23 protein-coding genes and 1 tRNA gene are annotated in these 21996 nt (G+C 38.7%); 5 read left to right on the forward strand and 19 right to left on the reverse strand.

Features of this window, described 5'->3' with window-relative positions:
• Positions 1-143 precede the first annotated feature (143 nt).
• The 9 genes from PI20285_RS07460 to PI20285_RS07500 all read right to left on the reverse strand — a co-directional run bounded on the left by PI20285_RS07460 (position 144) and on the right by PI20285_RS07500 (position 5235).
• Positions 144-521, reverse strand: a complete 378-nt coding sequence (locus PI20285_RS07460; protein WP_082623265.1) for an HNH endonuclease signature motif containing protein — start codon at positions 519-521, stop codon at positions 144-146.
• A complete protein-coding gene (locus PI20285_RS07465; RefSeq protein WP_158694983.1) occupies positions 518-829 on the reverse strand; it encodes a phage head closure protein in 312 nt (103 codons plus the stop codon). The genes PI20285_RS07460 and PI20285_RS07465 overlap by 4 nt, the downstream gene beginning before the upstream one ends.
• Positions 830-871: 42 nt before the next feature.
• Positions 872-1072, reverse strand: a complete 201-nt coding sequence (locus tag PI20285_RS07470; protein ID WP_057773525.1) for a hypothetical protein — start codon at positions 1070-1072, stop codon at positions 872-874.
• Complete coding sequence (locus PI20285_RS07475; RefSeq protein WP_057773527.1) at positions 1065-1268, reverse strand: hypothetical protein; 204 nt, start codon at positions 1266-1268, stop codon at positions 1065-1067. The genes PI20285_RS07470 and PI20285_RS07475 overlap by 8 nt, the downstream gene beginning before the upstream one ends.
• 432 nt (positions 1269-1700) lie before the next feature.
• Positions 1701-3302, reverse strand: coding sequence for a DNA primase family protein (locus PI20285_RS07480; protein ID WP_057773529.1), 1602 nt, complete (start codon positions 3300-3302; stop codon positions 1701-1703).
• A gap of 12 nt (positions 3303-3314) precedes the next feature.
• Positions 3315-4136, reverse strand: a complete 822-nt coding sequence (locus PI20285_RS07485; RefSeq protein WP_057773531.1) for a bifunctional DNA primase/polymerase — start codon at positions 4134-4136, stop codon at positions 3315-3317.
• On the reverse strand, positions 4133-4489 hold the full coding sequence (locus PI20285_RS07490) for a hypothetical protein (protein WP_057773532.1): 357 nt from the start codon (positions 4487-4489) through the stop codon (positions 4133-4135). The genes PI20285_RS07485 and PI20285_RS07490 overlap by 4 nt, the downstream gene beginning before the upstream one ends.
• A gap of 221 nt (positions 4490-4710) precedes the next feature.
• A complete protein-coding gene (locus PI20285_RS07495) occupies positions 4711-4980 on the reverse strand; it encodes a hypothetical protein (protein WP_057773534.1) in 270 nt (89 codons plus the stop codon).
• Positions 4981-5022: 42 nt separating this feature from the next.
• Positions 5023-5235 (reverse strand): helix-turn-helix transcriptional regulator, encoded by a 213-nt coding sequence (locus PI20285_RS07500; RefSeq protein WP_057773536.1) that lies wholly within the window; start codon positions 5233-5235, stop codon positions 5023-5025.
• A gap of 117 nt (positions 5236-5352) precedes the next feature.
• On the opposite strand from PI20285_RS07500, the gene PI20285_RS07505 reads away from it, so the two are divergent.
• Positions 5353-5946, forward strand: a complete 594-nt coding sequence (locus tag PI20285_RS07505) for a helix-turn-helix domain-containing protein (RefSeq protein WP_057773538.1) — start codon at positions 5353-5355, stop codon at positions 5944-5946.
• Between the two features lie 227 nt (positions 5947-6173).
• Entirely contained in the window at positions 6174-7325 is a 1152-nt protein-coding gene (locus PI20285_RS07510; protein WP_057773540.1) for a site-specific integrase, read from the forward strand.
• A gap of 122 nt (positions 7326-7447) precedes the next feature.
• On the opposite strand, the gene PI20285_RS07515 is transcribed toward PI20285_RS07510, so the two are convergent.
• From PI20285_RS07515 to PI20285_RS07545, 7 genes are all read right to left on the reverse strand, one after another.
• Positions 7448-7533, reverse strand: a tRNA-Leu gene (locus PI20285_RS07515).
• A gap of 65 nt (positions 7534-7598) precedes the next feature.
• Positions 7599-8060 carry a SprT family protein gene (locus PI20285_RS07520; protein ID WP_057773543.1) on the reverse strand — a complete coding sequence of 154 codons (462 nt, stop codon included), beginning with the start codon at positions 8058-8060 and terminating at the stop codon, positions 7599-7601.
• Between the two features lie 8 nt (positions 8061-8068).
• Positions 8069-10240 carry a Tex family protein gene (locus PI20285_RS07525; RefSeq protein WP_057773545.1) on the reverse strand — a complete coding sequence of 724 codons (2172 nt, stop codon included), beginning with the start codon at positions 10238-10240 and terminating at the stop codon, positions 8069-8071.
• A gap of 356 nt (positions 10241-10596) precedes the next feature.
• On the reverse strand, positions 10597-11034 hold the full coding sequence (locus tag PI20285_RS07530) for a hypothetical protein (protein WP_057773547.1): 438 nt from the start codon (positions 11032-11034) through the stop codon (positions 10597-10599).
• A gap of 17 nt (positions 11035-11051) precedes the next feature.
• Positions 11052-13712 (reverse strand): cation-translocating P-type ATPase, encoded by a 2661-nt coding sequence (locus tag PI20285_RS07535; RefSeq protein ID WP_057773548.1) that lies wholly within the window; start codon positions 13710-13712, stop codon positions 11052-11054.
• Between the two features lie 246 nt (positions 13713-13958).
• On the reverse strand, positions 13959-14780 hold the full coding sequence (gene nadE, locus PI20285_RS07540) for an ammonia-dependent NAD(+) synthetase (protein ID WP_057773550.1): 822 nt from the start codon (positions 14778-14780) through the stop codon (positions 13959-13961).
• Positions 14781-14792: 12 nt separating this feature from the next.
• Positions 14793-16265, reverse strand: a complete 1473-nt coding sequence (locus PI20285_RS07545; protein ID WP_057773552.1) for a nicotinate phosphoribosyltransferase — start codon at positions 16263-16265, stop codon at positions 14793-14795.
• A gap of 115 nt (positions 16266-16380) precedes the next feature.
• Here PI20285_RS07545 and PI20285_RS07550 point away from each other — a divergent pair, with 115 nt between their 5' ends.
• Positions 16381-17106, forward strand: coding sequence for a WecB/TagA/CpsF family glycosyltransferase (locus PI20285_RS07550; RefSeq protein WP_057773554.1), 726 nt, complete (start codon positions 16381-16383; stop codon positions 17104-17106).
• Positions 17107-17174: 68 nt separating this feature from the next.
• On the opposite strand, the gene PI20285_RS07555 is transcribed toward PI20285_RS07550, so the two are convergent.
• Both PI20285_RS07555 and nagA read right to left on the reverse strand, forming a co-directional pair.
• The gene (locus PI20285_RS07555; RefSeq protein WP_057773556.1) at positions 17175-17876 is read right to left on the reverse strand and encodes a GntR family transcriptional regulator; all 702 of its coding nucleotides are present in this window, start codon (positions 17874-17876) and stop codon (positions 17175-17177) included.
• A 63-nt stretch (positions 17877-17939) separates the two neighbouring features.
• Entirely contained in the window at positions 17940-19085 is a 1146-nt protein-coding gene (gene nagA, locus PI20285_RS07560) for an N-acetylglucosamine-6-phosphate deacetylase (protein WP_057773557.1), read from the reverse strand.
• 224 nt (positions 19086-19309) lie between these two features.
• Here nagA and PI20285_RS07565 point away from each other — a divergent pair, with 224 nt between their 5' ends.
• Positions 19310-20368, forward strand: a complete 1059-nt coding sequence (locus tag PI20285_RS07565; protein WP_057773559.1) for an LLM class flavin-dependent oxidoreductase — start codon at positions 19310-19312, stop codon at positions 20366-20368.
• Positions 20362-21045 carry an NADPH-dependent F420 reductase gene (locus PI20285_RS07570; RefSeq protein WP_105782214.1) on the forward strand — a complete coding sequence of 228 codons (684 nt, stop codon included), beginning with the start codon at positions 20362-20364 and terminating at the stop codon, positions 21043-21045. Before PI20285_RS07565 ends, PI20285_RS07570 begins: the two co-directional genes overlap by 7 nt.
• 54 nt (positions 21046-21099) lie before the next feature.
• Here the strand turns inward: PI20285_RS07570 and proC are convergent, their stop codons facing one another.
• On the reverse strand, positions 21100-21897 hold the full coding sequence (proC, locus tag PI20285_RS07575) for a pyrroline-5-carboxylate reductase (RefSeq protein ID WP_057773564.1): 798 nt from the start codon (positions 21895-21897) through the stop codon (positions 21100-21102).
• Between the last annotated feature and the right edge of the window lie 99 nt (positions 21898-21996).

Here is a 21996-nt window from a genome sequence, read left to right on the forward strand (position 1 = left end):
GTGTGTCGCTTCACTTAATCAAAAATATAGCCCCCATATTGCCGTTTTAGCAGGCTTTGAGAGCTATAAAAAAATAATTTATTCAATTTTAAATTTCAACTGTCACTTTTTGTTTATACAATTCCCCGAACAGAACACGAACATTAATTTGACTTTTTGCTTAATTGTTCGGATTCTGTCTTATCGTTGTGGCAATATTGGCAAAGACTTTCTAAATTGCTGTAATCTAGGCGTTTAGTCCAGTCTTGTTTGATCGGTACAATATGGTCAGCTATATTAACTTCTCGTATAATACCACGTTTTAAACATGCTTCACACATGGGGTTTGCTAACTTATATTGATAACTTAACTTCTTCCATGCTGTGGAATGATAAAATGCTTCATATTTACCACCTGAATGTTTGCGGTGGAAGTATACGCGTGAACTTTCTTCATGCTTGTGCTTACTGCAATAGCGTTCAGTTAATGGTATGAGATTCCTACAACCAGCATGAGAGCAGAACTTCATGGCTTGTGTCATAGTCCTTTGCTCTCTTGCAACGTGATCACATCAAACGTATTGACGCCTTTATCTGAATCAATAGTAATAATCTTGTATTCAGTATCATCAAGATGTACTAACTGTTCACTCGTTACCTTGTCGTTATGTCTTATGACTATCTCACGATTATTCTCAATATTTAACCCTAACAATGTTACTGCCTGCGCCATGCTTATTGAGTAGTCACCACAATAGACTGTGAAGTCTGGTTGATACACATCTACTGTTTGGCCAAACGAGTTCTCTTTGCCAGCCACATATGTTCCAAACTCACAACGCTTATTCATTCTAGACAACTTATAGTTTTTCATTAGTCATTACCTCCTTACTTAATCGCCAAGCGACTTCAACATATCTATTAAACTATCATCATTAGCAACGGCAATTGTAGTTAGTACATATTCATGATTAATATATTGAACTTTGATATGTGCAACCTCATAGCCACTAGGAATGCTGTGTGCTTTGCTAACAATCTTGTCTAAGTCTGTGCCATGTAAAACTTCCCACACAACTTTATTATCATTCATCTTTAGCCATCTCTACTATCTCTAAATAAGGCGCTACAATGGTTTGTTTAAAATTAATATCAGGCGGATATACTCCAGTAATGTACGCCTTGTGATCATCATTAGGATCTAATCGAATTTCTTGGTTAACTTCATCTACTCCAATAGTTTCAATCTTCACACCATTGAAATACTTTAAAAATTTATATCTTGTCATAATATTTATTTCTCCTTTTTATTTTGTATTACCTGTAATATTAATCGTTGTTCCATTTTTAACCAATAAAAAAAGTGGAACAGCATCTATGCTATAACCGTTGATATAACGGCATTCTTGATTTTTATTGTTCCTTTTTTGTTCCATTTCTTAAAACTGACCTAACCATTGATATAACGGCGATACCAGCTGTTTTGTTCCATTTGTTCCAACTTTTTTCCGGGGTTGGCACACACATACACATACACACCTATATCTTTTTATATTTTTATTTTTTTATATATTAGTAGGAAAAAAAGTGGAACAATTGGAACAAAATGCTCTGTATCGTTGCTGTACCAACGTTTATATAGCATTTCAAAAGTGGAACAAAATTGCATGCTCAAAGTCCTATAAACGTTGGTACATAAGCGCTAAAAGCTGTTCCATTTTTTATTTAGCTTTTTGGAACAAAACTGGAACAAAGAACCAATTTTTATTTTTCTCTTCGCCATTATAATTTTTACGTTCTTTGTGGCGGTTAAAGCCTTGATTTTCTAATGCGTTAAAAAACTTATTTTTGCCTAATGCGTTGAAACCTGAATCCTCACACCACTCTTTATATTGGCGGTAACACTTGTTTGGATCAGCAAAACCGTCTGCAAACAATGGTGTAGAATCATCTCCAATGACTTGATCTTGTACCCACAAATAAACGTTATCATTCTCATCAATCCATTTGTTGGTAGCAGTCGCAATCACTTTGTTATCAAGCCCCCATGTTAAGCCGTCAACATTCTTTTTTACGTTTGCAAAACTTCTCAAACATTTATAAACAAAAGCACTTTGCTCTGCTTTGATCTTATCCGCTGGGTGGCGGTCTCTAAAAGCTTTATCAGCCTTTGCAGCCATAACTGGTACTACTCGTATTCTACGGTTCACCCCTGAATCATCTGGTTTAAAGGCTGGCAGTTTATTAGCACTAAACAGCAATTTAGCATGGTTGTGAAAGTTGAATGCGTCACTACCTTTAAACTGAATACTTAGGTCATCATCACCGCTAAGACTTTTAACTAATTCAGTAGACTTCATAAAATCGTCTCCAATATCAGCAAAATAATTAAGGTCTTTTTGGTAGAGTGCACTACTATTAAATTCACTACCGCCAGTCAATTGTTTAATTGACATGTTAGAGTAATTTCCCTCGCCTATCATTTCTTTAACCCGGTTTAAAAAAAAGCTTTTTCCATGCCCGCCATCAGACTGTAAAATAACAATTAAATTGCTGTAATCATATGAACGATAAAACATATAACCAATAAACGGAACAATAAAATCGTAACGGTCGCCAAACAACTCTTTTAACCAATCATCTGTATATGGTGTTTTTTGACCAGTGGTCACTAAATCATAATCATGTGCATTGATAATGTAATTTTCCAACCTTTTTTCATGTAACTTATCGTCTCTTAAATCATAAGTACCGTTAGCAAAGGCAACTAAGTTAGGATCTGAATGGTCAAATGGTGAAATGATTTTTTTATCATCATATAAAATTGTTTTTGTATACAGTAAAGTTTCACTATAATCATGCCTATTCCACACGTCATATTTATTTAGCTCCGAAGTTATCACATGACTAATATACTTGCCTAGTTCGTCTTTAGTTCCTTTAAGGATCCGCCAGCAACCTAGACGAGGAACATATACAGCACCCTGCAAAATTTCTGGATAAACAGCGAAGTGATACTTTTTAACAATTGCATTGCCTAATTTTACGGGTACTACTCTAGTTGCAATTTTTTGTTTCACTGTTCCTTCATTTTGTAATGCAAAATATATCCATTCTGGTGTGGTCTTATTAAGATACTCAACATAATTATTACCAAGCTCCGCCCATTCGGCACTTTCGTCTGCAATATTACTAAGATCCTTAAAATATAGTGACTTATCTAAAGTTCTAAAATCCTTAGGCGCTTGTTTTTTAAAATCTATAGGCTTCGGAATTTTGCTTACTATCCTTTTTGCTTCTGTAGTTAATTGTTGCTTCGGCATTTACTCAACCCCCTAAAAGCTAAATTGTGGCTGCGAATCACGCCTTAGAATTGATTCAAAAATTGCATTTATTTCCCGTTTCCGTAACGGAGGCGTTAGAAAATTTGTGTTGATTACCAGTAGCATGTTATAAACGGTATCGGCCTCCGCACCGACTGCAAACATTTTTCCTGCAATACGAGCAATAAAAGCATTGCGATTCCCTGTACTAGCGCCATTTACAAGCTCATCTAAAAATTTACCAGTATACATTTTGTTTCTATATCTAGCAGTTATAAACGGTTTTTTAGTATTGTCATCATGATTAACAATATAATTGACCAGCCACTGTGGTGCTAGCTTAATATCAGCCAATGTTCGTCCGTCCAATGGTTCGTATTGCTTACCGTCAATCTCGCTTGGATAAACAGAAGAAAAACGGGTATGAATCTCAACACCTGAATTTTCACTAAATGCCTTTGAAATATCGTGTATAGGTACCTCTGCTTTGAAGTAATAATGCAAGCCATCATGTGGTGTACTTTCAATATAAGTATCATCTGGTAGCTTCATGCCTTTCTTATTCAATTCAGTGAGTGTTTTAAACCCGTTTGCTTGATCTGTGTGTAAATCAACGTCAACCATAATTAGGTGGCTGGTATCAAGCCTTAAACACAAATTAGCTTGTGGACAATTAGAAAACATTTTATTAAGAATAGCCTTATCACTGGTAGCGTCTAAATATCCGTTTCCACCCTTTAATAAGGGAATTTTTGAGTTTGGTGCTAGCGGGCTGGTTTCAAGTTCAATGCTGGCCAATTTTAATGCTTGTTTTAATGAACTAAAGTCCTTCAATTTTGAACGCCCCTTTCGCTACTATTAGCGTGGGCAGCGTGCGAGTTTATATTTTTTTGATTTCTACGTAACTTAAAAATGCCTAAATCAACTAAATGATCTATAGATTTTTGAATTGAATCACCCGTTAAAACCTGAATTTCTTTACCACTTACTAAATCTTTTATTAATTTAGCTTCTTGATAAGAAATATCATTCTGAAAGTGGTCGCCTAATTGAGTAACGTTAATTTTAACTAGGCGATTAACAGGCTTTACAGTGTCATTTGTTGGCTGTACAATGAAGTTACAATTAGTTTTGTCCTGTTTGCTTTGGTAGGTATCAGGGCTTTTTTTGTATACTTTTTTCATCATTTTCGAACTCCTTTCAATAAATAATTTTGGTGATCTCTTGCCTGTTGAACTCGTCCTATCTGTATACCCACTTGAATACCCACAGTTAAAGCCAATATCATTACTAAAATCAAAAATATAAAATAATCCATCTTAATTTACTTCCTTTGCTTAAATTTCAAAGAGTTTTCATAGTTAGCACATTTCAAAATTTTGCTTGCCTCGGTCGGTATTTTTTTTTATTAAATTTCGTGTTCTAAATAAAAATCATCAATAGCCTTTTTAGAGATTCTTTGCATACCTGCGATGGTAGAAACACGTAAATCCATTGCAATCCATTTTTTAAGAGTGTTAAAAGATACTCCTGCGTACTCACCTGCCTGTTTCATGTTCATATACTCTGGTAAGGCCTCACGCTTGCCGGCTAATTTATAGGCCTCAACTGCTGTTTTTAACATTTCTTCCTTAATGTGTTCTTCAAATTCTGGTGGCACTTGCATTTTTACTTCCATAAGAGAACCATTCCTTTCTTTGGTTTACTTTCGCAACCAAGACTAAATAAAAAAAATATCATCAACATTTTTGTTTAGTTTTTGTGAAATTTGCTTAGCTAATTTTGGTGATGGCGTTCTTTTCCCATTGAGAATACTTATAAGATAGCCATAATTAATTTCTGTTTCTTTTGCAAATTCCTTTACGGTTAAGCCTTGTATTAAAATGTTTTTACGTAGTTTGTTCAAATTTTTTACTTTAATTTTATAAGTCATTTTTTTCACCTCCTTAAGAACAAATTCATTATAATGTTTTTGCATTACTTTTGCAACCATAAATTCAAATATTTGTTTTTATGGTATACTAATCACATACAAAAGGAGGTCATCAAATTGGACACAACAAAAGTTTTTGGTAATATAGTTAAATTACTTAGAAACAATGTTACATATAACGGCTCACTTGGTATGTCATTGCGATTATTATCAGAAAAGTCCGGTATTTCGCATTCGTTTATTTCTCAAATTGAAAATAATAAAAGGGCTATTCCGAGACCAAAGACAATTAAAGCACTCAGTCAAGGCTTAGCTTCTGATTATCCAAAAGGCTATGATCTATTTTTCTATCAGTATTTAATGTCTATGGCTGGCTATTGGGAAAAAGATGCCCATAATGTAAGAATTATTTCAAACATTTTGAACATTCCCTTTCAAAAATTCTTAGTTTCGTCTGGATATTCCGGTATGGTTGATTTAGACGCTTCTGATGAAACAAATGAAAAAACGGCTCAGCAAACATGGAAAACTTTTGACAAAATTGATGAACAGTCTTTACAATTTCAAAAAGAAATAACTGATCAAACTATTTATCTGGATGAACTTTATGATAAAAATAAACGACTTGTATTAGCTAACAAAGAACTATCAAGCAATGAACGAAGAATCTTACTTAAAGATTTAGATATTTTCAAATCGTATCGAAGCTAAACAAATTTAGTAAGTTTTAAATTAATCTCCTCATACATAGCTTGCCTTGGTCGGTCAACTATGGAGGAATTTACAAATGAAATTATAAAAGATTTTACAAATAGTATTAAGAAAAACTAAATGGTGCCCCGGGGCACCATTTGATCAAATACGACCACGGTGTCGCATTTAAATTAGTCTCCTCATACATAGCTTGCCTTGGTCGGTCAACTATGGAGGAATTTACAATGACACAAATTAACAAATATCAATTGAAAAATGGCAGCACACGTTACATGTTCAAACTCTACACGGGTATCAATCCAGCGACTGGCAAAAAATCAAATACCACTCGGCGTGGTTTCAAGACGCAAAAAGAAGCTACCCTCGCCTTATCTCGTTTGGAACTTGAGATAAATGACAAAGGTAGCTTACCAAAGGAAAACAATATTTTATTTAGTGATGTCTATAAAGAATGGCACGCGCAACATATTAACCGAATTGAAGAAAGTACAGATGATAAAATTGTGAGTTTATTCAAGAATCACGTTTTACCAGCGTTTGGAAACAAGCGAGTACGTTTAATTACTACACACGAGTGTCAACGCGTCCTTAATAGGTGGTTTAAAGAGGTTACGTTAAACTATAAGCGTTGGTTCACATACACCAAAAAGGTGCTTAATTTTGCGGTTAAACAGGGCTACATTCAACAAAATCCAGCGAGCTTGGTTACAATGCCACTTAAAAGAGCTGACACAGGCGACAAGCCCGAAAATTTCTGGGATAAAGAAGAATTAACTGCTTTCTTCAAGTGTTTAGATCCGAAACAACAACCTGAACAATTCGCATGGTTTAGAGTGCTTGCATTTACTGGACTGCGCAAGGGCGAGGCTCTCGCTCTCACGTGGGAAGATATTGACTTTAGTAACGGCACCTTGCGTGTTAATAAGAACTTAGGCAAGGGCTATCATGGTCACTTATATCTCAAGGCGCCTAAAACACGTGCCAGCAGGCGCACAATTGAGTTAGACCCAATTACACTAGGCATACTAAAAAAGTGGCGTATGGAACAAAGAGAGCTGTATCTAATGCGCGGAATTAACACCCTACATGATAAACAGTTACTTTTTGCTACCAATAAAAACACTTTCTTATCTGAAAACACACCTAGAATGTGGTTAGTAAGAGTGATTGAAGCTAACAATTTGAAACCTATCACTACTCACGGTTTTAGGCATACACATTGTTCCGCCCTATTCTCTGCGGGTGCCACCCTAAAAGAAGTACAGGTAAGACTTGGCCATTCTGATATTCAAACTACAATGAACGTATACGCACATGTAACTAAAGATCAAAATGTGGAGGCAGTTAGCAAGTTAGCCAGCTATTTAGATTTCTAATTTGACTGACTTTTGACTATCCCTTGATTAAATATAGGGGTGTTTTATGAAACGAGTGCAAAATAAAAAGCCAGTATTCATAGGCTTTTGAAGCTCTATGAACACTAGCTTAATACCATCAATGCACCCAAGAAGATTCGAACTTCCACCGGGAGAACTCCCGACAAGATCCTTAATCTTGCGCGTCTGCCAATTCCGCCATGGGTGCAACAAAACTATTACCTAAACTATCTTAGCAAATATCGGTAATAGTTACAACCTTTTTTCTCGAAATCACTTGCGTAAGGTTTGAATTAGCCGCAATTGACCGCCACATTTACCACATCGATATTTTTTTAAATCAATATGCCGTTTCCGATGATATTGCAGCCCACACTGTTGGCAACGATACACTAGTTGCATCCTACTCCGTGAGCTGGCCTGCACTGCTGGCGCAAACCGAGACCCATGCACCTGTGCCAATAACTGTCTAAAATCTGAATCCCGGTGTTGATACCCATGATGGGTCAGGTGAAGATGATAATGACACAATTCGTGTCTTATAATTCCCACGAGTGTAGACAAATCATGTTCGGATAACATTTTGGGATTGATATCAATATCATGTGTCTGTAATTGATAGCGTCCCCCGGTTGTCCTTAATCGCTGATTAAAAAAAGCATGATGTTTAAATTGGCGATGAAAATCTGACAATGAAATTTTTTCCACCAATTGTTGCAATTCAGTATCTGTCATCGCACTGCTTATTCGTTTGGATCAAGCATTGTGAGTTGGATTCGGTGGCGATCTAAATCAACACTCTCCACCCAAACAGTCACAACATCTCCAACCGAAACAACTTCACCTGGATTCTTAATGAATTTCTTCGTCAATTTTGACACATGAACAAGACCATCTTGTTTCACACCGATATCCACAAACGCTCCAAAATCAACAACGTTGCGCACCGTTCCTTGGAGTTTCATGTTAACTTTCAAATCTTGTAAAGTTAAGACGTCACTTCGCAGTAATGGTGCTGGCATGCCGTCTCGCAAATCACGGCCTGGCTTTTTCAAACCAGCGATAATATCTTCTAAAGTTTCTGGGCCCACTTCTAATTCTTGGGCAGTCTCGGATACGTTTAAACGATTCAAGGCTTGGACTGCTTCATCGGTACCGATCTGGTCTAATTTCAATCCAACCATCCCTAGTAACTTTTTAGCGACTTTATAACTTTCGGGATGAATATCCGTATTGTCCAAACCATTTTTCCCTTGCACAATCCGTAAAAAACCAACCGATTGTTCATAAGCTTTCGGTCCTAAGCGAGGAACTTTCTTCAACTGATTTCGGGCTTCATAACTCCCGTTTTCATCCCGCCATGTCACGATATTTTGAGCTGTCGTTTTGGTCAAACCAGAAATATGTTCTAACAGTTGTGGACTGGCTGTGTTTAAATTAACTCCCACTTGGTTAACGGCTGTTTCGATGACCGTATCCAATTGATTGGTTAATTCTTTTTGAGGCACATCGTGTTGATACTGACCAACCCCGACCGCTTTTGGATCAATTTTGATTAGTTCAGCAAGTGGATCTTGTAACCGACGGCCAATACTAATGGCACTTCGTTCTTCAACATGTAACTCCGGAAAAGCATCGCGAGCCGCTTTACTAGCAGAATAAACCGAAGCACCAGCCTCATTAACAATCACATAATAAATTTTACGGGGCATTTCTTTTAAGATATCTGCCACAAATTCCTCTGACTCCCGACTAGCGGTTCCATTACCAATGGCGATCATCTCAACTTGGTAGTCTTCCAAGAATTTTTTAAACTCGCCTGCAGCCGCCTGCCGTTTGGTTGCGGAAGCTGGTTTATGTGGATAAATCACCTTTTTAGCCAAGAATTTACCATTGGGATCCATAATTGCTAATTTACAACCTGTTCGATAAGCGGGATCAAATCCCAGCACAACTTTTCCTTTAATCGGTGCTTGCATCAACAAGTGATACAAATTTTCGCCAAAGACATTGATTGCCTGGGTATTGGCCTCTTCACTTAGCTCATTTCGCAACTCACGCTCGATTGCGGGTCCCATAAACCGCTTGTAGGCGTCTTCGTAAGCTGCCTGCAAATAAGTTGTTGCAGGCCCTTCATGACTACCAATAATACGAAAATGAAGATATCGCATAATCGCAGCTTCGTCCACTTTGATTTGAGCCTTCAAAACGCCCTCTTTTTCACCACGGTTAATCGCCAAAACTCGATGAGACACCATGTTTTCAAGCGATTCATCAAAATCATAATAAAGTTGATAAACACCTTGCTCGTCTTTTTCTTTTCCTTTAGATTTTACTTGTGAACTAAAACGACCATTTTTACGTGTATAGTTTCGAATCCAATCCCGAAATCCGGCGCTATCACCAAAAGCCTCAGCTAAGATTTCATGGGCCCCAGCAAATACATCGTCTTCCGTTTCTACTTCTTGATCGGCGTTAATAAATTCACTGGCTTTTTGTTTTAAGTCAGTTTGTGGGAAGGTTAATAGCCAAAAAGCAAAGGGTTCTAGTCCTTGCTCTTTGGCGATTGTCGCCTTGGTTCGTCGTTTTTGTTTGTAAGGTAAGTAAAGATCTTCAACCGTCTGAATCTTGTCAGCGGCCTTAATCTGTTTTTCCAAAGTAGTGGTTAATTTATCTTGTTCAGCGATTAGCTTTAAAACATCATCGCGTCGTTTTTCCAAAGTTTCTGCGCGGTTATAACTGCTTTGAATTTCACGAATCTGAACCTCATCTAAGCTGCCGGTCCGCTCCTTACGGTAACGCGCAATAAAAGGAACCGTGTCCCCTTCATCAAGTAATCCCAAGGCAGCATGAATTTGCTTGGGACGGATATCTGTTAGTTGTTTTTCAATGATCTTTACAATTCTATCTTCCAAAAAATTTCCACTCCAAACTAAAACTTTAAATTCTCCATCAACGTTAAATACATACAGGTTCAAGTATATCATGAAGTACGCAAGGGAACGAAAACAAGTCAATCAAAACATAAAAAGTCTCCACTGATTTTAGGCTGATTCTCTTCAAAAACAATGGGCTCAGCCGCGAAATTTTTGTTGGTGCTTTAGCACTTACAAAAAGACCAGCCTTTAAGACGCTTTGTGGCTTAAAGCTGTGTCCGCAGCGTTCCAGCCCAATTGTTTTTGAAGAGAACCAGCAAAACCACAACCAAAAAGAGATTCAAAAACGGCAAGCCGTTTTTAAATCTCTTAATCGATTTTTTTTAAATTGTACCCTAACCAACCATTAAATTCATGATCCGCTCAAAACTCTTTGAAACAGCATCTGTATCTTTATCCTGATCTTGTTCGGATTGAGCAAACGCAGCCGAATCCAAACTGCGATTTTCTTCATCAATGCTTTCTAACATTTTTGCGCAATCATCTGCATACGTTTGATAAGCAGAAACGAATTGCTTGTGACGCCCTAAAACTTGAACAGGTGGTTTGGCATTTTTTAAGGTTTGTGCATTTTTTTGATACAGATCGACAGCTTCCTTAAAATTGCTCACAATTTCATGTAGGTCTCGTTCGCCCAATGAATCAATTCCTTTTAAAGCCTGGGTTTTCTTTAAATTTTGGAAGTAAGGATCAACTTGACCGCCCATTTCTTCTGTTGAATCCATAACTTTTCCAATCAGGTTCACATATCCTTGTGGATTTACTTTTCGCACGCTATTTCTCTCCAATCTTATTTAGCAAAACGACGTTGAAACCATTTGACAATTTCAACAATCACTATAATTGATACGGACGCACCACCAACGATTGCCCACTGGTGAACATCTAAATGACTTACGTGGAAAATATCATTTAATCCTGGCACAACAATTGTAGCTGCTAATAGTATAAACGATAACACAATTGACCAGTTAAAGAATTTATTTTTTAAGGTTGTCGCACTGAAAATTGATCCATGAATCGATTTTGAGTTAAACGCATGGAAAAGTTGAATTAATCCTAAGGTTGCAAATGCCATGGTTAAGGCATCCGCATGTGCCTGTGCTTCAGAAGCGTGAACTGGGAACCAAATAGCAATTCCGTACACAGCTAAGGTAATAATACCTTCCAAAAGTCCTTGATAGATGACGTTTGTGGCAACCCCACCGGACAAGAAATTACTCTGACGGCCGCGCGGTTTTTGTTTCATGACATTTTTTTCAGAAGGCTCTAATCCTAACGCAATTGCTGGGAAAGTATCTGTGACCAAGTTAATCCACAAGATATGCACAGGTGCCAAGATTTGCCAACCCATCATGGTCATCACGAACAGCGTCAAAACTTCTCCAAGGTTAGCTGACAGCAAGTACTGGACCGCTTTTTGAATATTGGCAAAAACTTTACGGCCTTCTTCAACAGCAATAACGATGGTTGAAAAGTTATCATCAGCGAGGATCATATCACTGGCACCCTTGGAAACTTCAGTCCCGGTAATTCCCATTGCAATTCCGATATCAGCTTGTTTCAAGGATGGCGCATCATTCACACCATCACCAGTCATCGCCACAACTTTACCTTGTTTCTGCCAAGCGTTCACAATGCGCACTTTATGTTCAGGCGCAACTCGGGCATAGACGGAATATTGTTTTACCTTTTTCGCAAAAGTTTCATCATCCATCGCGTCTAAATCTGATCCAGAAATCACAGCATCTTCTTGACCTTCTTCGATAATTCCCAGACGTTTGGCAATGGCCGAGGCCGTATCGCGGTGATCTCCAGTGATCATCAAAGGACGAATTCCGGCTTGTTTTGCTTCTTCAACCGCTTGTGCCACTTCTGGTCGCTCGGGATCAATCATCCCGATCAAACCAGCAAAAATTAGTTCTTGTTCAACCACTTCAGATTTCAAAGTTTCAGGAATTTCGTCGACAACTTGATAAGCAAACCCTAGAACTCGAATGGCTTGGGTTGCAAGTTCATGATTAGTATCCAAAACCAGCTTTCGTTCTTTGTCGTCCATTGGCTTGATTTCTTCGCCAGATTCAAACAAAGCCGCTCGTTGTAGTAATTCATCAGGAGCTCCTTTGACCGTTTGTAAATAACGGCCATCTGCTAGCTTATTATAGGTAGACATTAATTTTCGTTCTGAATCAAATGGCACTTCCGCCACACGTTCTTCAGATTGAACTAATTGGTCCACATCTTCTTCTTTATCCAAATTAAACTGAATCAAAGCTGTTTCTGTTGGATCACCAATTAAACCATCGTCAGTTTGTTTTGTATCATTATTTAATACCATCAACTCAAACAAATGATTATAAGGATAATCCTTAATCTGTAAATCATGAGCATCATGCAATTCATTATTTACAAAAACTTTTTCAACGGTCATTTTGTTTTGGGTTAATGTTCCTGTTTTATCAGAAGCAATAATTTCAGTGCCACCCAAGGTTTCAACTGCTGGCAGTTTTCGAATGATGGCATGTCTTTTTGCCATGCGCTGTGTTCCTAACGCTAAGGTGATTGTCACAATCGCAGGTAACCCTTCTGGAATTGCCGCAACTGCCAAAGAAATAGCGGTCAACAACATATTAATTAAGGTCTCTTCCCCACGGACCATTCCGACAATAAACACAATCACGGCAATGACTAAAATTAAACCAGTAAGAACTTTACTTAATTGATTTAAATTCTCCTGCAGAGGTGTGGTGTTTTCTTCGGCGTTATTAATCATGTTTGCAATTTGGCCAACCTGGGTTTGCATCCCTGTTGCCACGACAACCCCACTACCACGGCCGTATGTCACGTTACTATTCATAAACGCCATATTGAGTTGATCCCCAATTGGCAATTTTTCATCAGTTAAAACGGCAGTCTTTTTTTCAACTGGCACAGATTCACCAGTTAAAGCTGATTCTTCCATCTTTAAACCCGCTGATTCGAGTAAACGTAAATCTGCAGGAATAATGTCGCCAGCTTCTAAAAGGACAATATCGCCCGGTACGACATCTTCGCTTTTGATGGTCACCACTTTACCGTTGCGCTTCACATGTGCTTGGGGAGCGGATAATTCTTTTAAGGCATCAATGGCTTGCTCAGCCTTGGCTTCTTGAAAAACACCAAAGATCGCATTTAGCACAACCACCAGCAAAATAATAATGGCATCTACACCTTCACCTACGAACACCGAAACCAGCGCCGCGGCAAGTAAGACGATAATCATTAAATCTTTAAACTGCGCAATAAATTTTTGCAGCAAATTCGTGTTTTTTTTGGCCTCTAGTTGGTTTTTTCCGTGCTCTTCCAAGCTTTTTGAAACTTGAGCATCACTTAAACCCTCTTGAGAACTATTTAACGTTTTTAAAACGCCCTCAGTTTGCTGATTATAAAAATTACGCTTTGTGTCCTTCATATGTTTCCTCCTTATATTTTCGGCATACCCGAATCTTTAAAAAAAGACCCGTGCATGCCCACACTAAAATGTGAACATCCACGAGTCTCACTTTTTCAGGCAACACCAGATTTATTCTTGCTGATGACGTTGCCGCAGAAATAACTGCTAGTTACTCCCTCATGATTTGTTGTAAATTTATTATAACTATAAGCACAGGTAATAGCAAGAGATTATCTCTCATAATTACATTAGTCTTAAAATTATTTAAAACTGATCATAGACCGTATATGGTAAATGACGTTTATGAGCGGTCTTTTGATACCAATTTTCGATCTTTTCAGCTGCTTTCTCATCAATATCATGACCTTCGAGATAGTTATCAATATCATTGTAAGTCACGCCCAAAGCTACTTCATCAGGTAAGGCTGGTCGATCATCTTCCAAATCAGCCGTTGGCACTTTTTCATAAAGATGTTTAGGAGCTTCCAAAGCCGCTAAAAGTGATTTGCCTTGCCGTTTATCTAATCGCCAGATTGGCGTCACATCAGCCCCACCATCACCAAACTTAGTATAAAAACCTGTAATGGCTTCGGCGGCGTGATCGGTACCAATCACAATCCCGTTGTTTGCGCCGGCAACCCCATACTGAGCGATCATTCGTTGGCGAGCTTTAATATTACCTTTATTAAAATCAGTAATGGTTAGATCGTTAGCTTCAAGCGCAGTTACCATGGCATCTGCAGCGTCTTTAATATCGACTCGTTTCACCTGATCAGCTTGCATAAATTCGATAGCTTCCATAGCATCAGACTCATCCGCTTGGACGCCATATGGTAACCGAACCGCGATAAACTGATAACTATCATTACCAGTTTCAGCACGCATTTCTGTGATTGCCATTTGAGCTAGTTTGCCGGCGAGAGTTGAATCCTGGCCACCAGAAATGCCTAACACCAAACTTTTAATAAATGTATTTTTCTTTAGGTAAGCCTTCAAGAAATCGATGCTGCGACGAATTTCGACCTCCGGATCAATTTCTGGCTGAACCTTTAAGCTTTTAATTATTTCTTGTTGTAATTCGCGCATCTCTTAGCCTCTCTATTCATTAATCTTTGACGAATTGACAAAATCTCGAACGCCTTTGATACTTGCCATTTTGTGATCATAGCATTCTTGTGATAAATCAACTGGATAGTCCTGAGGATTTAAATCACGTTTATACTCATCCCAAAGTGAATCTAGCATGTCGCGAGAATAAGCCTTAATATCTTTTAATTCTGGTAATTTATAAACTAACTCACCATCTTTAAAAATTTCATGTAATAATGGCCGTGCATTAAAGTCACTGACCGTTTTATTAATGTATGTGTAATTAGGATGGAACATATAAATAGAATCTTGTTCCTGCGGCTTTTCATCCCATAAGGTAATATAATCACCTTCTGATTTGCCATCCCCATTTTTAGAAATTCGCCAGACCTGTTTTTTACCAGGAGTAGAAACTTTTTCAACGTTATTCGAAAGCTTAATGGTATCCACCATCTTACCATCTTCACCTTCAATAGAAACCATTTTATAAACGGCTCCTAAGGCTGGCTGGTCATAGGCTGTAATGAGTTTGGTTCCGACTCCCCAAACGTCAATTTTAGCACCTTGCATCTTTAAATTTTGAATGGTTTTTTCATCTAAATCATTAGAAGCATAGACCTTCGCGTTTGGAAAACCAGCTTCATCTAGCTGCTCACGCACTCGTTTTGAAAGGTAGGCCATATCACCACTATCAATTCGCACGCCTAAGAAATTGTTCTTATCGCCACGTTCTTTAGCAACCTTAATCGCATTCGGCACACCGCTTTTTAATGTGTCATAGGTATCAACCAAGAAAACACAATCATGATGGGTTTCGGCGTATGCCTTAAATGCGTCGTAGTCGTTGCGATAGTATTGAACCAACGCATGGGCATGGGTTCCACTAATTGGAATTCCAAATATTTTTCCTGCCCGCACGTTACTAGTCGCATCAAAACCGCCAATATAAGCGGCCCGGGTTCCCCAAACAGCCGCACTCATCTCTTGAGCACGCCGAGTACCAAATTCTAGCAACGCATCACTGCCAACCACGGATTTAATCCGGGAAGCTTTGGTTGCAATCAAAGTTTGATAATTTACAACATTTAAAATGGCTGTTTCGACTAATTGACAATCTGCCAAAGGTCCTTCAACTTGCATGATTGGCTCGCCGTTAAAAACCAAATCACCCTCTACAGCTGAACGAATGGTCCCTTTGAATTTAAAGTCCTTTAAATAAGCCAAAAAATCATCTGGATAATGTTCCGATTCCTTCAAATAAGCGATATCGGAATCCGTAAAATGAAGATTTTGAATATACTTCACTACGCGTTCCAAACCGGCAAAAATTGCATAGCCATTTTTAAAAGGCATATCACGGAAAAAAACTTCAAAAACGGCATTCTTATTATGAATTCCTTGTTCCCAATAAGTTTGAATCATGTTGATCTGATAGGCATCCGTATGTAACGTTAAACTGTCATCCGGATATTTTTTAGTCATGACGAGTGTACTCCTCAGTTATTTAATGTTTTAATTATATTAACAACGGTTGCACCTATTTTATCATTTTTTCACAGGTGCGTCATTTTCAATACCCGAAAGGATTAATTTTATTATGAATAAGCCATTTTCTAGCATCGAAATTCTAGGCATTCCATTCGCAAACACCACCCGTGATCAATTTGTGAATCAGTTACAAAAGCGAATTAATCACCACGAAAACACGTTCGTAGTTACCGCGAATCCCGAAATTGTGATGTACGCACAAAAAGAACCAAATTATCAAAAATTGATTTTAACGGCTGATTATATCTCACCAGATGGTATCGGCATTGTGAGGGCTTCTCATACGTTAAAGACTCCCCTCTCAGAACGGATTCCGGGCTACGACATTTTTATGGACCTTTTGAATTGGGCAAGTCAGAATCAAAAAAAGGTTTACTTTCTGGGAGCAAAGCCACAGGTTATTCAACAACTTAAATTAAAATTGACGAAAGATTTCCCTGGATTGAAACTCGTTGGCGCGCATGATGGCTATTTTAAATCAGAAACAGAAATCGTTGCGACAATCGAAAAGCAACAACCAGACATTATTTTTGTGGCCACAGGATTTCCTAATCAAGAAAAATTTATTGCTCGCAATCGCCATCTAACTAAGGGATTATGGATGGGTGTGGGTGGTAGTTTTGACGTCTTCGTGGGGGCCGTCAAACGTGCTCCAAAATGGTGGCAAACTCATCACTTAGAATGGTTTTACCGTTTAGTGACAGATCCGCGCCGTTTGAAACGCCAGCTTATCATTCCCCAGTTTATGTGGAAAATTCATCAACTTAAAAAATAACAAAAAATCGTGATCAACTTGGCATCCTAATTCAGGAATGCTAAGCTGACCACGATTTTTTGTTTTAATTAACGATTTAAGTAGAATTCGAAACGTTCGCCCACATATTGGGTACGCACGTACTCAAACGGTTTACCATCTTGTAAATAAGAAACTTGACGCAACCGTAAGATCGCATCCCCACGTTTGACCGAGAGATACTCAGAAATCTTTTCTGAAGCTAACATTGCCGATACCGTTTGCGTAGCTTTCCCCGGAACTAACCCAGCTTTTTTCTCCAAGGTTCCATAAAGCGAGCTTGTCACTTCTGCTTTACTGAAATCCTTAACCAGCTTTTCTGGGACTGTCGCTGTTTCAAAACAAATTGGTAACCCATCAGCATAGCGAATTCGTTCCATTCGCAAAACTAACTCACCGTCGCCTAATTCCAGCTTCTCGCTCTCGCTCATAGAAGGCTGGCTGGCATGGTATGAAATTGTCTTACTAGAAGGCTTTTTCCCCTGGGCGAGCATTAAGTCCGTGAAACTTGTGACACCAGACATTTTTTCTTGCACCTTTTGATTAGCCACAAATGTCCCTGAACCCACACGGCGTTCTAAAATACCTTCGTCCACCAAGGTTTGAATGGCCTGTCGTAAGGTCATCCGGCTCACGCCAAACTGATCAGATAGGTCACGCTCTGCTGGAATTCGATCGCCAACGGCCCATTTTCCAGCCTCAATTGATCGTTTTATTTCATTATGAATTTGAATATAAATGGGAGATCCCACGTCTCCACCTCCTATAAACGAGCTAATAATCCTATTATACCAACAAATTAAGCCGTTCGAAAATTATTTATCTGAATTTGAAAATTCGCGTCCATAACTGTAAGTTGCTAATTTGTTCAAGTTATCGTCAAACAAGTTTAAATCAGCATCCTTACCAACTTCAAGGGTTCCCTTACTGTCCAAACCAAATTCATTAGCTTGGTTTACAGAACTCATTTGAACGGCGTCTTCAATACTGCATCCCATGAATTTCATTGCGTTCTTGAAAGCATCCGTAAATTCAAGGACAGATCCTGCTAAAGTGCCATCAGCTAAACGAGCCTGCTTGTCTTTAACATAAACTTTTTGACCGCCAAGTTCACTTTCGCCTTCTGGCATGCCTTTTGACCGCATTGAATCTGTAACCAATTCAATTCGCTCTGGTCCCTTAACTTCGTATGCTAAACGCAACATGTCAGGAACAATATGGAATCCATCACAAATTAATTCTGCATAGATGTTATCTTCTAACATTACATGACCAGTCACACCTGGTTCACGATGTTTCCACTCACGTTGGGCATTGTATAAATGAGTTCCGTGACTGACTTTACTATTTAATAAATCTGCTCGTTTGGCATTACTATGACCAACTGATGGCACAATGCCATGTGCTAAACAGTAAGATTCAAATTCATCAGCACCCTTATCTTCAGGAGCCATAGTGATTAATTTAACTAAGCCATTTGCTGACTTGTTCCATTGTTCTAATAACTTAGTATCAGGATCTTTAATGTATTGTTCTGGTTGAGCGCCTTTGAAAGTAGCTGAAATGAATGGGCCTTCCAAATGCACACCTTTGATAACGGGATTAACCGCAGCAGCCTTGGTCACCCCTTTCATCGCATGATCAATATTTTCATTAGATTGCGTCATGGTTGTACAGAAATAAGTGGTAATTCCTTCTGTGCGTGTCATCTTAGTAACCATTTCATTAATTTGGTCTGCGTCACCATCCATGGCATCGAAACCATAGCCACCATGACTGTGAACATCGATAAATCCAGGTGTCACAATCGTTTCTGCAGCAAAATGGATTTCATCATCTGGCAATGGTCGGAATTCGCTCATTGGTCCAACGGCTTCAATTTGTTTGTTAAAACGAATGAATCCATCATCAATTTTTTCTAAACCAGTATAAATTGTGGCATGTTTCAATACAGTACTCATTAGTTAAAAATCTCCCTCGCCTTTATTTAAGTTCATTATAATCGGTATAGACCACAACTGCAAGTAGAAACTTTAACTTCACCCATTTTCCAGCAAATAATGACTATCAATCATATTCTTTCGTTTTAAAGTTAAAAACAATTGCTTTTTAGACCCAGATATAATACTATGATTGCAACAACTTACAAAAAGTAAGCAAAAAAATAAATAGAGGTGGACAACTTATGGTAGACGTAAATAAATTAGAATTCGGTATTGAAACTTTTGGCGATATCGTTGCCAATGAAGATGGTAGTTTAAAGTCAGCAGCAGAGTCAATTCGACAAATTATTCACGAAGGTGAAATTGCCGATCAGTACGGCATCAACGTAATCGGTGTTGGTGAACATCATCGCCCAGATTACAGTGTCTCTAGTCCTGAAACAGTACTCGCAGCCATTGCATCAGTTACTAAAAATATTAAATTAGCCACTGCCGTTACTGTATTAAGTTCCGATGATCCAGTTCGCGTTTATGAGCGTTTTGCCACATTAGATGGGTTGTCCAATGGTCGCGCACAGGTTATGCTCGGTCGTGGTTCATTTACTGAGTCGTTTCCTTTATTTGGTTATGATTTAACCGACTACGATGATCTTTTCAATGAAAAACTAGAACTCTATAAACAATTACGAACAGAAAAAGCCGTGACTTGGTCTGGTAAATTCCGTCCTGCTTTAAAAGATCAGGAAGTTTATCCAAAAACTGAACATGGCGAATTAGAAACCTATATCGGAATTGGCGGTTCCCCAGAGTCAATTATCCGAGCAGCTCGTTTCGGCTATAAAGTTATTCTGGCCATTATCGGTGGGCAAGCCGATCGCTTCAAACCTTATATTGATCTTTACCACGAAGCAGCTAAAAAACTCAATATGCCAGAATATCCAGTTGCCGTTCATTCTCACGGCTTTATTGCTGACGACGAAGATGAAGCTGTCGAAGTCGCTTTTGAAAACATCAAAGCTAATTTTGATCGGATTGGTTTAACCCACGGATGGGCCCCAATGAGTCGCGAACAGTTTGATGGTGAAACTAAAAATGGTTCGTTTTATGTTGGCACCCCTGAAGTGGTTGCACAACGAATCGCTAGGACAATTGATTTACTTGGTTTAGGCCGCTTCGATTTGGTTTATGGTGCCGGTAATCAGACCGTGGCCCAACGAGAACGAATGATTGAACTCTTTGGTACTAAAGTTATTCCGCGAGTTAAAGAAATCTTGCTCGAAAAGGAGGCCGCAAAATCATGACAATCAAACGAGTTGGTATTATTGGTGCCGGTAAAGTCGGGATTGTTCTAGCCGTACTTGCTTTAAACGCCGGTTATGAGGTCCGAATTTCTGGTTCCGGATCAGTCGAAAAAATTGCGCTCACAATTAAAACACTGGTTCCTGGTGCGATTGCTTCGGAAAATAAAGATGTGGTTGCTAACAGCGACATTATTATCTTGGCCATTCCCCTAAGCCGATATAAAAATATTGATGCTGATCTGCTTAAAGATAAATTAGTTATCGATGCCACAAACTACTGGTGGGAAACTGATGGGATTCGTGAGGAAGTTTTGGATGCTGATTCAACTTCCAGTGAACAAGTCCAGGCTTATTTTAAGCATGCAACCATCGTCAAAACTTTTAATCACATGGGCTATCATAATCTGCAAGAAGAAGCTGCTTCGAAAAATTCTTCTAAACGCAAAGCTTTATTTGTAACCGGAAATAATCACGAAGCGGTTGACAAAGTTGCTCAATTTGTTGAATCCATGGGTTTTGATCAAGTTGTCCATTATAACCTTGCTGATGGTATTATGACCGAGCCCGGCAGTCCCTTGTTTGGGGCTAGTTTAACCTATCAAGATCTCAAACAAACTATTGACCATTTTGATCAAACTGAATTCGGTAAAAAAATTGCCGCATCAAAATTAAATTAAGCATAATTAAAACACCTCTACGCATTTTGCATAGAGGTGTTTTTGTTTAAAACCTTATTCTTCGGTTTCTTTAGCAATCGTGGCATCAATCCCCTTCACAACGGAGGTCATAAACCCAGCTTCTTCCATTGCTAAGAAACCCGCCACTGTGGTTCCACCAGGCGAAGATACTTTATCAATTAATGCGGCTGGATTTTCATCGGCCGCCAACACCATTTTGGCACTGCCGTTAACCACCTGAGCGGCAATTTCAGTAGCTGCCTGTTTAGTTAGCCCGTATTTAACGCCTGCTCGCGATAAAGCATCAATAAAGAAATAGGCGTATGCCGGCGCACTTCCGGCAATTGCACCAAATGTGCTGAAATCGGCTTCCGAAATCTCCATCACTTTCCCGACCAATTCAAAGATATATTTTCCATTTTTTATAGGTGCCAGATTTAGATTGAGATTGCCGCTAGCAGCGAGTCCCGTCATCCCTTCACCAATTTCAACATTCACATTAGGCATGACCCGTAAAACCGGCCAATTTCCGATAATCGCCTGCATTTGTGCAATGCTTAATCCAGAAACCACTGATGCCAAGAGCTTCTTATCAGTTTGTAATTCTGCTTTGATTGATCGCAAAACTGCTTCCGCAATGGTTGGCTTAACTGCCAACACCACAACATCCGCTTTTTTAGCTACGGCTTCATTACTAGCTTCGATCACTAATTGATTTTGTTTCGCAAATGCCTCGTAGTGTTCAAGATGTCCACTATGCACAAGAATGTCTTCACCAGAAAAACCGGCTTTAACCATCCCTGTAATAATTGCTTTTGCCATGTTTCCAACACCTATAAATCCAACTTTCATTTTGACACGCTCACTTTCGTTTTCTATATCTGTATTTTATCATGTTTTTTGTATATGTACCCTTCCATACTTGGCTTCGCACAACTTTTGGCAGATTTT

Source organism: Pediococcus inopinatus (assembly GCF_002982135.1).
Taxonomy (GTDB): domain Bacteria; phylum Bacillota; class Bacilli; order Lactobacillales; family Lactobacillaceae; genus Pediococcus; species Pediococcus inopinatus.